The following is a 12,751-nucleotide window of genomic DNA, read 5'->3' as shown; positions in this document are numbered from 1 at the left end:
CTGTCTTGTTTTATTCAACCGCAATAAAGCGTTTTTTAAATAATACGACAACCATCACCACGTTCATCAGCGCTAAAACCATCAACATGTTAAGCAAACTTAAATCTAAAGCGAAGCCGAGCATCAACAAGACCGCGGACAACACCATCAAGAAAGCATTCATAATATTATTAACGGCAACCATTCTAGCACGGACCACACTTGGTGTATGGGTTTGCAATAAGGTATACAGGGGCACAATGAAAGCTCCGCCTAATACCGACAGAATCCCTAATGCGATAAACGAGCTGTTAGCAGGCCAAACGCTCATAAAGTCATAAAAGTTTAAAAGTGTTTCATGTGAAACATTTTGCAACAAGGCCAATTGGCTAAAGTCGGTAAACTCTATACTCAAAACCGTTACCGCCAAAGCAGTGGACATCCCAAGCAACATCAACCAATGCCACTTAATATGGGCTTGATTGGCCATAAAGCGACCAACTACACCCGCACCCAACGCAATACCAATCGAAAACAAGGTTAAGTAGGCAATCACCACATTGTCATCAGCCTGCAGATCATATTTGACCAAAGCGGGTATTTGGCTCAATAAAACCGCACCGATAAACCAAAACCAAGAGATGGCCAATACCGAGAAGAAAGCGGTTTTATGCTTGACGCTTGCAGAAACCATCAATTTAGTACTTTTGAAAAGATTCCACTCTATAGCCAATTGTGGATTGGCTGAAGTACCACTGACCACCTTCAAACTAAACAGATAACCGACAATGGCAACCACTAAAATTGCTAAGGACATAATCCAAAGACCCTCTTCTGCCAACACCCCTATGCCGCCCAAAATGGTGCCTAAAAGAATGGCGATAAAGGTTGAGCCACTGAATAAGCCATTACCTCTTAGAAGTTCGTTTTCCGGCAGAATTTCCGGTAAAACCGAATATTTGATAGGCCCGAAAAAAGCGGACTGACTGCCCATTAAAAACAGGGTTAAGAACAGTAATATCAACTCCTGACTGAGTAAAGCAATCGCTCCCAGACCCATAATCAAGATTTCGGCCAATTTAATTTTTTTGATAAGACGCTGCTTAGGATAATGATCGGCGATTTGCCCTGCTAAAGAGGAGAACAGAAAGAAAGGTAAAATAAATAATCCGGCGGCGAAGGTAATCAATAAGCCGGTATCGCCAGCGGAACTGGATAACCTGAAGGTAATCAGCATGACTAAGGCATTCTTGAATAGATTATCGTTGAACGCCCCTAAAAACTGTACCCAAAAGATGGGATAAAACCGTTTGGAGAACAATAAGTTGGATTGTGTTAACACCGCTTTATTCTGCATAAAAACACATGAGGGCTCCTCATTTAACCCTAGATTGATTCTGGCAACGCCAAATAATTAAGTAAACTGTGCAGTTTACCCAACTACCAATAAAATATGGTTTTTATAACTTAGAATCTTCCAAAACACTAGATTTTGATGTAACTCCAGCCAGAATTCAAGCGCTCGACAACGGCATCAATCGCCGGCTGTTCATGTTTGACATTCGGCATGAGTTTAACCGGTTTACCGAGTTTCCGAGCTCTATCCAAGGCACGTTTACAGGCAAATAAGGTCAAATTATCGTATTTTTCCAGCAAACGGCTCAACTCAGGGCTGTTGGGGTTGTTCACATCGAAAAGCTGCACCCCATTATAGTTTGAGATCAGATCTACTTTTGCGTTAGCCCCTACCGTTTCCAACAATGCTTCTATTTCTTTAACCGCCTGTTTTTGTTTATCTGGTGAATCCGAATCGATATGCACTAAATAATTCTCAGACATGGCTTGCTGCAAGGCAGGCATTGCTTGATTCTGAAACAAAACAATCTTATAAAGCCCAGCCCCGATAACCAATCCAAAAACCAACGAAGCCACCGCCGTATTAGGGATGTTCCATAGTGATTTTCGTGTTTTTTGGTTTGCTTTCGGGTGATTTTTTGGTGGCACAGTAATATCGTTATACGCCTTGAGCATATTGCTTTTTAGTAACTTATATTTTTCAAATTCTTGTCGTAGATCGGCATCTTTTTCAAGTGCTTTTTCAACTTCCACACACTCATCATGGCTTAATTCGCCGTCTAAATAGGCATGTAAATGATAAGTTTCAATTGAATGACTCATCTCTATCTCCGTAAAGGCACAACCTTAGATTTGCCCTTTTCCATCTGTTGCATCATTTTTGCCAAATTCTCTCGACCACGAGAAATTCGGCTCATCACGGTTCCAATCGGAGTTTCCGTGATTTCTGAAATCTGTTGGTAACTAAAACCCTGTAAATCCACTAACGCTATCGCCTCACGTTGTTCAAATGACAAACGTGCCATTGCCTTACATAGGCATTCCGATGTTTGCTGCTCAATCAACTTTGTTTCCGAACATTCTTGCATATAAAAATTATCGATTTCAGTCTCATCCGCCAACTGCCAACGGCGATTGAAACGCATAATATCCAAAAACTTATTATGCATGATCTTAGCAAGCCAAGCATCCAAATGCTCCAAACTGTCGAGTTCTTTATTACTTTCCAAGGCTTTTAAAAAAGTTTCTTGCACTAAATCTTCTGCTTGTAATGCCTGATGACACCAAGCATAAGCCAACCGATATAGATTGCGATACTTTTTCTCAAATAAGGCATTCAGCTGCCGTCTTTTCTTGGTCTCGCTAAATAAATTAGCAACCTTTGTGGTTAATGTCATTGAACCTGTCTTTTAAAATTTGCCTTTTTTCGATACTAATTCAAAACCAATGATTTGTAAAACCCTTTAAATATTAGCAATTTACGATATTAGCAAACTTGTTAGGCCAATAAGTTTATTTGTGAAAAATAAATGGAATAAATCACAGGGGTCGTTCGTTTAAAGGGTAAGCGCGCAAAATTCTTGAACCATTTTTAAAGGAAAACTTAATGCAAAAATTAATCATACAAAAATACCTGGCTCTATTGATAGGCCTGTTGTTTTGCCTACCCAGTTATGCTGCGCAAACAGAAGCCCCATTACCCGATACCTTTGCTGAGAATAAGGTGGTACTGCAAATTAGCGATAGAGATCCTTTCAAACAAACCCTTGTGCTCAATGTGGCCGCCAACCTACAAAGATACTACGAAGCGCAAAACATTGATATTGAAATCGTAGGCTTTGGACCAGGCGTTCGTCTGATGTTCGAAGGCAATACCAATACAGACCGAATCAACAACCTAATCGCCAATGGTGTTCGTTTTAGTGCTTGCGAAAACACCATTAACAATATGGCAAAGAAACTGGGTTACAAGCCAAAAATTCAACCAGCTGTCAGCATTGTACCTGCGGGTGCGGGACGCATATTGCAACTCAACAAAGCAGGTTGGCAAATTCTAAAGCCTTAATCCCTTATTTATCAAATTCGAGACTTTTATGAAAACAATTACTCACCTTTTATCCTCAGTCATGTTTGGCTTAGTTGTCTTTTTCGGTTTAGCTTCTTTAGTGCCTAATTTTGCTATCGCGTCAGATAATGCTGACCGATACGGCCACCAAAAAGTGGTTTACCACATTAATTATGACGATGCTAAAAAGCAATTTGGGGCTTTAAGAAATATTCAAAACCATATCAATGCCGTAGGGGCAGAAAACATGGATATTCACGTGGTATTGCATGGTGACGGCTTATCACTGCTTCTTAAGCCTGAATCACTGAAAAAAGTACCAAAATTCAAATCTGCAAATGCGGTAGATAAGATCACACAACGTGTAGACCGTTTGAAGTTACAAGGTGTTCATTTTAATGTTTGTGCCAATACCCTAAAAGGCAGAAACGTCAATTTAGAAGAAGATTTATACGATGCCGCCAAAGACGATGTCGTGCCTAGCGGTGTCGCTGAACTTGCTCACCTACAAGGTCAAGGATTTACCTATATCCGACCTTAATTCCCAAATAAATAATCAATATAAAACAATATAAACTCATAAAAAATGAGAAGAGGATACTTATGTTTAACAAAAAGCTGAAATTTAAAAAAAGCGCCTTATTACTCGCCTTGGCCGGTGCAATAACCACCCAACCAGTGCTAGCCGCAAACTGGCTGATGATTCAAGGGACTGAAAAACCCGATCAAGCACCACGTGCCAAGGTATGGGGTTTTGCCCAGATTGATTATCAACAAACTGATGATACAAAACTACCCACTCTTAGTGGCGCAGCCGCTGGTTTATCAGGAGACTCTGCAGCATTCAACCAAATGGCACCACAATTAAGCACCTCGTCAGGGTTCAATATCAAACGTGCTCGTATCGGTGTCCGTGGGGCAAACTTTCCTTTAGATAAGAATGTGAATTACTTTCTGATGACGGAACTGGGTAATAACGGCATCACTACAGGTGGTAGTGGTTCTCAGGGACAATTGACTGATGCCAGTATTACGCTAAACCATATTAAAGGTGCTCGCATCCGTGTAGGTTTATTCAAAACACCGGGTTCGGAAGAATCATTTAAAGGGATTCCGGTATTCAACTATGTCAACTTCACCAATGGTACTGACCGACTATTGATCGAGAAAAAAGTTGATAACTCAACTCCTGTTGGTGCTCTTCCTGATGGTGTACCAGCACCAGCAAGACAGGAAAATACCATCTATGGCACAAGAACAGATCCTGCCTTTGCGGTAAGAGATACCGGTATTCAGATTTTCGATACCTTCAAAAACAATGACTGGGAATACAGCTATGCCGTTATGATTGGTAATGGTAATGGCTTAGCTTTAACCGATAATGATAAAAATAAAGATTTATATCTTTATGGTTCAGCGGAAAAGGTTTTTGATAATTCACAAGGTCCAAGACGCCACAGCATGAAAATGTATGCTTGGTCACAAACCGGTAAACGTACTGTTGATTCTACTGAACATAAACGTGACCGAGCGGGTGTAGGTATGACCTATTTTGATGGTAAGTACCGAGCAGCCGCAGAGTACTTTACCGCTGATGGCATGATTTGGGGGGGACCTGTTGCTGGTGCAACAAATACTCCATTATCCGTATTCACCGATCAAAAAGCGGATGCCTATCAACTAGACCTTGGCTACCGCATTAAACCAAATATAGAACTGAACGCACGTTACGATGTCTTGAATAGCGCGACTAAATCAGATGCTAACACTGGTACTGGTATAGATAAAAAGCGTGTATTTACGACTACAACTTTAGGTGCACAGTACTTCTTTAATAAAAAGACCTCTGTACGTTTGAACTATGAAATTCGTGATTTGGATGCACCAACGGCATTAGCTGGTTCAAACCCAACACGGGTTGCGAAAGTACTGGATAACCGTCTATCTGCTCAGTTAATGATGGTTTTCTAATTACACAATTAACCATTGCCAAAGAATTTTCGTTGTTTTGGTTAACTTAACCGTTAACCAACTTGCCTTTACTCATTTATGGGTAAAGGCTTTTTTTATGTCAAAAATGGCTTACGCCGCAATCCCACTATGACGCAACAATGCATCGATTTCAGGTTCACGACCTCTAAACGCTTTGAATAGTTCCATTGGGTCGATAGAACCACCCGCCGCTAAAATCGTATTCTTAAATTTCATACCCGTTTCCGGGTTCAATATTCCCGTTTCTTCAAACAGACTAAAAGCATCTGCAGACAATACTTCCGCCCACTTGTAGCTGTAATAACCGGCCGCATAGCCACCAGCGAAAATATGGCTAAAACTATGTAGCTGGCGGCTATAACTTGGCGGCTGAACCACCGCCACTTCATCACGAATTTTTTGCGCAATCTGAAGGATATCTTGCGGTTGTGCAGGATCATAATGTGCATGCAATTCAAAATCCACCAAAGCAAACTCTAATTGTCGCAACATCATCATCGCGGATTGGAAACCACGCCCCTTTTTAAGCGCATTAAATAAGGCATCAGGCAAAGGCTCGCCCGTTTCAGTATGGGATGAGATGAAATTCAAACCTTCTCGTTCCCAGCAGAAATTTTCCATGAACTGTGATGGCAACTCCACCGCATCCCAAGGCACACCGCTTATGCCAGAAACATCCAGCTGTTCCATTTTGGTAAACAGGTGATGAATACCATGCCCAAACTCATGGAACAAAGTAGTCACTTCATCATGGGTCAGACACGCTTCCTTATCTCCAATGGGCGGTGTGAAATTACAAACCAAATAGGTTACCGGCGTTTGAATTACACCATGCGGATGTTTCCATCGGGTAATCGCCGAATCCATCCAAGCCCCGCCACGTTTATTTTCACGTGCATATAAATCCAAATAGAAATGCCCCACCACCTGGTTGTTTTCATCGGTAAGCTCAAAGAAACGTACATCTTCATGCCAGGTTTCGACCCCTTGTTTAACCGCAATCTTGATATTGAACAGGGTTTCGGTAATCGTGAACAGCCCGCTTAATACGGTTTCAACAGGAAAATAAGGGCGCAACTTCTCTTGCGATAAAGACAAGGTTTCATTCTTAAGCTTTTCAGAGGCGTAGGTCACATCCCACGGCTGAAAATCCTCGATCCCTAACTTATCTTTAGCAAAGGCTTTCAGGGTCGCTAGCTCCTTTTCTCCTTGCGGTTTTGATTTAGCCGCTAAGTCGCGCAAAAACCCTAATACCTGATCCGTTGTTTCAGCCATTTTGGTGGCTAACGAGTATTCAGCGTAGTTATTGAATTCCAACAACGTCGCCAACTGGTGGCGGTCCGCTCGAATCTTTTCAATTAATTCGCTGTTATCAAACCCGGTATTGTCGGCTTGGTCGGAAGCGCGTGTAGCAAACGCTCGATAGACTTCGGCACGTAAATCACGGTTATCCGCATGTGTCATCACCGCTAAATAGGATGGAAAATCCAAAGTAACACACCAACCCTCTAATGATTTCTGCTGTGCCAATTGCTGCAACAATCCCATGGCCGATTCTGGCAAACCAGCCAACTCTGATTCATCTTCAATCTGTTTGGACCAGGCCTGGGTAGACTTGAGAACATTATTACCAAACTGGCTGGTGTTCTGCGACAAACGCTGTTTTAGCTCTTTATAAACAGCCTGTTTATCCCTTGGTAAAGCGATTCCGCTTAAACGGAAATTACGCAATGCATTCTCGATCACTTTCTTTTGCGCCAAGCTGTAGGTTTGATACTCTTCGCTTTCGGCCAGTGTTTTAAACTTTTGATACAGGCCTGCGTTTTGACCTGTTTCAGTGTAATACTGCGTCACCTGCTCCAAACAGTTGGTATAGGCTTCATGCCATTCATCACTGTTCATGACCGCATCCAAATGCCCGACCGGACCCCAAACCTTCTCAAAACGGTTATCAATCACCTCTAAAGGTTCCACAAAATTTTGCCAGGTAGGTACGGTGGTCTCCGCCACCAAATCGGCGATTATTTGGCGATTGTCCGCCAATAATTGGGTAACGGCGGGTTCAATATGTTCCACGTGAAACAAGTCGAATTTTGGAAATTGTGAATCCATCAATAATGGGTTTGTAGCGGTATTTGTCATAGTTCTTTCTTTTATATTTCTTAATTAACTTGATTGTATTGCTGAATGCCTAACATTATAACGTAACCAGGCCTGGTGAATTTAAACGCGATTATCAGCAAACCTACTCGCCCTGTATGGTCACAAGCAAGTTTCTTGCACCACCATGATTACGGTGCTCACACAAATACAGTCCCTGCCATGTACCTACATTGGGGTAACCGTCAGTGACAGGTAGCGTCAATTCAAACCCCAAAAGACTCCCTTTCAGATGTGCGGGCATATCGTCAGAGCCTTCATAGGTATGGGTGAAATAAGGCTTGTTCTCAGCGACCACCTCATTGAAGAAGCTCTCAAAGTCGTCCCGTACTGAGGGATCGGCGTTCTCGTTAATGGTGAGAGATGCGGAAGTGTGTTGGATGAACACATGCATCAGACCAATCTTTATGTCCCGCAATTCGGGTAGCTGCGCCATAAGTTCATTGGTAATCAAATGAAAACCTCGTGGTTTAGGTTTCAAGGTGATGGTTTTCTGCAACCACATAAATCACTCCTCATTGTTGTAATGGCATTTTGCCACAATTCAAGCCTGTTCTATCTTGGTTATTTGATTAACAAGCACCGCGGAAATCAAGACAAAAACACCCGCAACCACCAAACACGCTTCCATTCCGGCCACTTGATAGATGTATCCCGATAAAACCGTGCCCAATAAACGTCCGCCAGCATTGGCCATATAGTAAAAACCGACATCTTTAGAGGTACCGTCATGCGTCGCCGCAGAGACTATCAGATAAGAGTGTACCGCTGAATTCAGTGCGAAGACCAAACCAAACATCCCCAAACCGATAACAATAATCCATTGCGGATTTACACTTAACTGCCAAGCCATCAGCAATGGAACCAAAGCTAAAGCCAAGGCTAACTTCATCGCTGTATATGCGGTTGGATTGCCTTTTTTATGGGACTGCATCAATTTAGGAGTACTTGCCTGGATAACGCCATAGCCGATAATCCACAAAGCGATATAAGCACCCACTTCCGCGTGACTCCATCCCAATACACTCTGTAAATAGATTGGCAATGCCACCACAAACCAAACATCTCGTGCACCGAACAGGAAGAATCTTGCCGCCGATAACCAATTGATAACGGCTGACTTGGAGAACATTTCCGTAAACTTGGATTTGTTTTTAGACTTGCCTAAACCACTATCCAAAGAAATCATGGAAACCGTTAAAAAGAGTGTTAAAACAGCTGCCATAATCCACATGGCATTCGCGAAACCGACCCACTCCAACAGCAAGGCTCCTAAAAAGAAACCCAATCCTTTTAAAGCGTTTTTTGAACCCGTCAACAAAGTGACCCAACGATATAAGGTGCCATCTTTATCACTAGCTAAGGATTTGATACTGCTTTTTGCACTCATCTTATTGAGGTCTTTGGCAATACCGGACAAAGCTTGCGCCAACATCACATAAGCAACACCCAGCCATTCGGTAGGTACGGTCAACATCACCAAGGCCAAAACCTGCAATGCCAAGCCGATATTCATGGTGACATTTAAACCCAGTCGTGCTCCCAGCCAACCACCTACCAAGTTGGTCACTATTCCAAAAATCTCATAGAATAGAAACAACATGGCAATCGCCAAAGGACTGTAGCCCAGCTGATAAAAAAACAGTAATACCAACATGCGCAAGGCACCATCGGTTAAGGTAAATGCCCAATAGTTTGCAGTAACGAGAGCATATTGTTGTGTGCTATTCATGATTATTGCCTTTCTATAGAATTGCCTATTTATCACTTGGTTATAACTAAACAGGCCTGGTTAAAAGCAGATTAACCAGGCCTGTCAGGATTGTAAACGGCAAACTTGAAACTTTACAAAATTAATGTTCCACGTGGAACCTGTTGGCCTTGGCGACTTTAACCGCCAACTCCATCATCCGCACTACATAACCGATTTCATTATCATACCAAGCCAAGAGTTTCACCTGGGTACCGTTCACCACCATGGTCGAGGGTGCATCGATAACACTTGAGCATGTCTCACCCTCGTAATCCACTGAAACCAATGGTCGTGTTTCAAACCCTAAAATACCACTTAAATAGGTTTGTGACGCTTCCTGCAATAAGCCATTAACCTCATCAACCGTAGTTTCGCTTTGCATCTCCAGAACCAAGTCCGTCAAGGACGCATTCATAAAAGGAACACGCACCGCCAAGCCATTGAGCTTGCCGTTCAACTCCGGAAAAATGGTGCCGATTGCCGTAGCCGAACCGGTTGATGTTGGAATCAAGGATTCGAAGCTCGCGCGTGCTCGGCGCAAATCCTTATGCCCATGATCCACCACTTTCTGGGTATTGGTTCTATCGTGCATAGTGGTAATCATGCCATGCTTAATACCCAATTTTTCATGCATCACCTTAATAACCGGGGCGATACAATTGGTGGTACAAGAGGCCGCGGTAATGATAGGGTCCTGGCCTGGCTCAAAAACCCCATTATTGATTCCCATGACAATATTCTTAATACCCTCTTTCATAGGAGCGGCCACAATGACTTGTTTCACACTCTGGTCCAGATAGGCATTGACTTGAGCCTTGGTTCTGAACTCACCAGTGGATTCAATGACCACATCCAAATCCATAGAACCCCAATCCGTATCCGAAATAACCAGGTTGCTTGAATAACCAATCAAGTCATCACCGATTTTAATTTTGCCGTTTTCAGCAAGAGGATCGTGATGCCAGCGACCGTGCGCCGAATCGAATTTGAGTAAGTGTGCCGAGCCTTCGGCATTTGTAGCGATTTCATTGATATGTACAATTTCGATTTCCGGCCAGTCGTACGCCATACGCATCGCTAAACGACCCATTCGCCCAAAACCATTGATAGCAATTCTAATTTTTTTCATTGATGGTCCATGCCTATTGATTATTTATTGTTGACTGATTTCAGCCACAGCTTGTTTCAGTTTCAAATGCTCCAGTTTAGCAATAGGAAGTTGTATGAATAACTGTATTCGGGCTTCCAAGCTATGCAATACCTCTCTGACCGCGTCGATATACAAATCATCCGCAGTAGGAATGTTTATATCCCAAACCGCGGTAATCGTATGATCAGGCCAGATGGGACAAACCTCATTACGGACCTTATCGCATAGAATGAATACAAAATCCATTTGCGGAGCATCGTCACCCGAAAATACATCCAAGCCTTTAGGATAAGCATCCGCTACAGAGAGATTGGCATTCTTGAGTACCGCAAGCGCATGAGGGTTTATATCATTGATAGGCTCACTCCCTGCACTGTAAGCTTGAAACTTCCCCTTACCCCAATGGTTCAATAAAGCTTCAGCAACAATACTTCGGGTTGCGTTTTCAGTATCAATAAATAAAACGTTATACATAGCAAACTCCCAAAATCGCTATTATTGGCAAACCTATTATGGTTTCAACCACTCAATAACCGCTTGTTTAGTTGGCATTCCACCTGCATGCAAGACTTGGTCGCCGATTACAATCCCTGGTGTGCTCATAACACCATAACTAGCAATCTCAGCGACGTCGTCAACTTTAATGATTGTCACATCAACCCCTTGTTCTTTAGCGGTTTCACTAATCAACTTCATGGTATTTTCGCAAGTAGCGCACCCTGTTCCTAAAACCTTAATTTCAATAGCATCACTCTGGTTAGAACAACAACCACTTGAAGTCGCTATATCCTCTTTTGTATCACAACAACCACCACTTTTTTCAGTTTGGCTATTTGCATCAGAACCACAACAACTGACGGATTTCTCTTTTAATGTGCTGTTTTCACTGCCACAACATGAACCGCTTTTTTGTTCGGTTTGGCTGCTTGCTGGCTTGCTGGTACCACAACTACCACCAGGACAACACTCACCAGTTTTAGATAATTTTCCTATTAACACAGCAGGGCAAATACCCGTAAAGGTCGCTTGAAAACCCATAAACGCTGGCAAAATGGCTAACCATAACCAGTTAACGGATAGTAAATTGGTTTGACCAGAAATATGCGCCAAACCGATAGCCACTAAAATTAAAAGCGTCATTGAACGCACCATTAAATTACCTTTCATTTTTACTTCCTTTTGTTAATTAAGTTGAGTTCTTTATATGAGATTAATCTCAACACAGTTTGTTCCGGCTGAGCATATAAAATTTGTTGAAACACTTTAAGATCCATTTTTACCTACTAAGAAAATAAATAGTTGAATAAATAACCAACCGAAATAAACGCCACAGTGAGCACTCCAACAAATACAGCTAAGGCTTGCCATTTTATGACCTTGCGTAAAATGAGCAACTCAGGCAAGGAAAGTGCAGCAATACTCATCATTAATGCCAAACTTGTACCAATGGGTACACCTTTATTAATCATCGCCTCAATAAACGGGATAACACCAATCGCATTGGAATAGAGTGGCACACCCATCAACACCGCTGCTGGCACACTCCACCAGTCGGTTGCATCACTTAAATAAGCGGTAACCCACTCCTCAGGAACATAACCGTGAAAAACCGCACCTAATGCGATACCAATAAATACCCAGTGCCAAATGCGCTTAACGATTACTTTAACTTCATTCCAAGCAAAGTCGTGACGTTGATTAAAACCACCAGCATGGGCCATTTCTTCTTGTTGTTGACGCATTTTGATATCCCAAACATAGGATTCAACCCAGCGTTCCGGCTTAAACCATTCAATGATTATCGACCCCACATACGCAACAACCAGGCCTGCTAAAACATAAAGCAAAGCCACTTCCCAACCTAAAATTGAGATTAATAAGACAACTGCGACTTCATTAATCATTGGGCTGGCAATCAAAAAGGCAAAGGTAATTCCAACAGGTATTCTAGCCTCCACAAAACCAATGAATAGTGGAACAGATGAACATGAGCAAAAAGGAGTCACGCTGCCTAATGTAATAGCCAATGAACGTGCCTGCCACTTAGGACGACCAGCAACCAACTGACGCACACGTTCAGTTGAAACATAAGCTCTCAACAACCCCATTAAATAGATGACGGCAACCAATAAAAAGAATATTTTGGCGGTATCCATAATAAAAAACTGCACAGCCAACCCAAGCTGTGACTCACTCCCCAACCCCAACAACTGGAAAGCGACCCAATTACCCAATGCATCAAACCAATCAAACATGAACACCACCTGATACCATTTTGTATATAATTGGATATAAA

At 42.4% G+C, this 12,751-nt stretch carries 13 protein-coding genes; 3 read left to right on the top strand and 10 right to left on the bottom strand.

All coding sequences use genetic code 11. From position 1 onward, the window contains the following. Nucleotides 1–10: 10 nt before the first annotated feature. From L6421_RS00295 to L6421_RS00285, 3 genes are all read right to left on the bottom strand, one after another. Nucleotides 11–1,336, bottom strand: coding sequence for an MFS transporter (locus L6421_RS00295; RefSeq protein WP_237261979.1), 1,326 nt, complete (start codon nucleotides 1,334–1,336; stop codon nucleotides 11–13). A 128-nt stretch (nucleotides 1,337–1,464) separates the two neighbouring features. Continuing rightward, a complete protein-coding gene (locus tag L6421_RS00290; protein WP_237261978.1) occupies nucleotides 1,465–2,157 on the bottom strand; it encodes a zf-HC2 domain-containing protein in 693 nt (230 codons plus the stop codon). 2 nt (nucleotides 2,158–2,159) lie between these two features. After that, on the bottom strand, nucleotides 2,160–2,732 hold the full coding sequence (locus L6421_RS00285) for an RNA polymerase sigma factor (protein ID WP_237261977.1): 573 nt from the start codon (nucleotides 2,730–2,732) through the stop codon (nucleotides 2,160–2,162). A 209-nt stretch (nucleotides 2,733–2,941) separates the two neighbouring features. On the opposite strand from L6421_RS00285, the gene L6421_RS00280 reads away from it, so the two are divergent. From L6421_RS00280 to L6421_RS00270, 3 genes are all read left to right on the top strand, one after another. Then, on the top strand, nucleotides 2,942–3,400 hold the full coding sequence (locus tag L6421_RS00280; RefSeq protein ID WP_237261976.1) for a DsrE family protein: 459 nt from the start codon (nucleotides 2,942–2,944) through the stop codon (nucleotides 3,398–3,400). Nucleotides 3,401–3,428: 28 nt separating this feature from the next. Beyond that, complete coding sequence (locus L6421_RS00275; RefSeq protein ID WP_237261975.1) at nucleotides 3,429–3,941, top strand: DsrE family protein; 513 nt, start codon at nucleotides 3,429–3,431, stop codon at nucleotides 3,939–3,941. A 62-nt stretch (nucleotides 3,942–4,003) separates the two neighbouring features. Next, nucleotides 4,004–5,371: a porin gene (locus tag L6421_RS00270; protein ID WP_237261974.1), complete on the top strand. Its 1,368-nt coding sequence runs from the start codon at nucleotides 4,004–4,006 to the stop codon at nucleotides 5,369–5,371. Between the two features lie 111 nt (nucleotides 5,372–5,482). Here the strand turns inward: L6421_RS00270 and L6421_RS00265 are convergent, their stop codons facing one another. The 7 genes from L6421_RS00265 to L6421_RS00235 form a co-directional block, all read right to left on the bottom strand. Continuing rightward, entirely contained in the window at nucleotides 5,483–7,534 is a 2,052-nt protein-coding gene (locus L6421_RS00265) for a M3 family metallopeptidase (RefSeq protein ID WP_237261973.1), read from the bottom strand. 103 nt (nucleotides 7,535–7,637) lie between these two features. Further along, nucleotides 7,638–8,057 (bottom strand): secondary thiamine-phosphate synthase enzyme YjbQ, encoded by a 420-nt coding sequence (locus L6421_RS00260; protein WP_237261972.1) that lies wholly within the window; start codon nucleotides 8,055–8,057, stop codon nucleotides 7,638–7,640. Between the two features lie 39 nt (nucleotides 8,058–8,096). Then, entirely contained in the window at nucleotides 8,097–9,284 is a 1,188-nt protein-coding gene (arsJ, locus tag L6421_RS00255; protein WP_237261971.1) for an organoarsenical effux MFS transporter ArsJ, read from the bottom strand. Nucleotides 9,285–9,405: 121 nt separating this feature from the next. Further along, a complete protein-coding gene (locus L6421_RS00250; RefSeq protein WP_237261970.1) occupies nucleotides 9,406–10,434 on the bottom strand; it encodes an ArsJ-associated glyceraldehyde-3-phosphate dehydrogenase in 1,029 nt (342 codons plus the stop codon). Between the two features lie 24 nt (nucleotides 10,435–10,458). Further along, nucleotides 10,459–10,929, bottom strand: coding sequence for an arsenate reductase ArsC (locus tag L6421_RS00245; protein ID WP_237261969.1), 471 nt, complete (start codon nucleotides 10,927–10,929; stop codon nucleotides 10,459–10,461). A gap of 36 nt (nucleotides 10,930–10,965) precedes the next feature. Further along, nucleotides 10,966–11,622 carry a thioredoxin family protein gene (locus L6421_RS00240; protein WP_237261968.1) on the bottom strand — a complete coding sequence of 219 codons (657 nt, stop codon included), beginning with the start codon at nucleotides 11,620–11,622 and terminating at the stop codon, nucleotides 10,966–10,968. 116 nt (nucleotides 11,623–11,738) lie between these two features. Next, on the bottom strand, nucleotides 11,739–12,710 hold the full coding sequence (locus L6421_RS00235; protein WP_237261967.1) for a permease: 972 nt from the start codon (nucleotides 12,708–12,710) through the stop codon (nucleotides 11,739–11,741). Nucleotides 12,711–12,751 lie beyond the last annotated feature (41 nt).

Origin of the sequence: Thiomicrorhabdus immobilis (assembly GCF_021654855.1) — a bacterium.
Taxonomy (GTDB): domain Bacteria; phylum Pseudomonadota; class Gammaproteobacteria; order Thiomicrospirales; family Thiomicrospiraceae; genus Thiomicrorhabdus; species Thiomicrorhabdus immobilis.
This window is presented reverse-complemented; position numbering and strand designations above follow the sequence as displayed.

Coding starts and splice junctions, on each gene's coding strand:
- L6421_RS00295 (WP_237261979.1), bottom strand. CDS start 1,336: ATGCAGAATAAAGCGGTGTTAACACAATCCAACTTATTGTTCTCCAAA.
- L6421_RS00290 (WP_237261978.1), bottom strand. CDS start 2,157: ATGAGTCATTCAATTGAAACTTATCATTTACATGCCTATTTAGACGGC.
- L6421_RS00285 (WP_237261977.1), bottom strand. CDS start 2,732: ATGACATTAACCACAAAGGTTGCTAATTTATTTAGCGAGACCAAGAAA.
- L6421_RS00280 (WP_237261976.1), top strand. CDS start 2,942: ATGCAAAAATTAATCATACAAAAATACCTGGCTCTATTGATAGGCCTG.
- L6421_RS00275 (WP_237261975.1), top strand. CDS start 3,429: ATGAAAACAATTACTCACCTTTTATCCTCAGTCATGTTTGGCTTAGTT.
- L6421_RS00270 (WP_237261974.1), top strand. CDS start 4,004: ATGTTTAACAAAAAGCTGAAATTTAAAAAAAGCGCCTTATTACTCGCC.
- L6421_RS00265 (WP_237261973.1), bottom strand. CDS start 7,534: ATGACAAATACCGCTACAAACCCATTATTGATGGATTCACAATTTCCA.
- L6421_RS00260 (WP_237261972.1), bottom strand. CDS start 8,057: ATGTGGTTGCAGAAAACCATCACCTTGAAACCTAAACCACGAGGTTTT.
- arsJ (WP_237261971.1), bottom strand. CDS start 9,284: ATGAATAGCACACAACAATATGCTCTCGTTACTGCAAACTATTGGGCA.
- L6421_RS00250 (WP_237261970.1), bottom strand. CDS start 10,434: ATGAAAAAAATTAGAATTGCTATCAATGGTTTTGGGCGAATGGGTCGT.
- L6421_RS00245 (WP_237261969.1), bottom strand. CDS start 10,929: ATGTATAACGTTTTATTTATTGATACTGAAAACGCAACCCGAAGTATT.
- L6421_RS00240 (WP_237261968.1), bottom strand. CDS start 11,622: ATGAAAGGTAATTTAATGGTGCGTTCAATGACGCTTTTAATTTTAGTG.
- L6421_RS00235 (WP_237261967.1), bottom strand. CDS start 12,710: ATGTTTGATTGGTTTGATGCATTGGGTAATTGGGTCGCTTTCCAGTTG.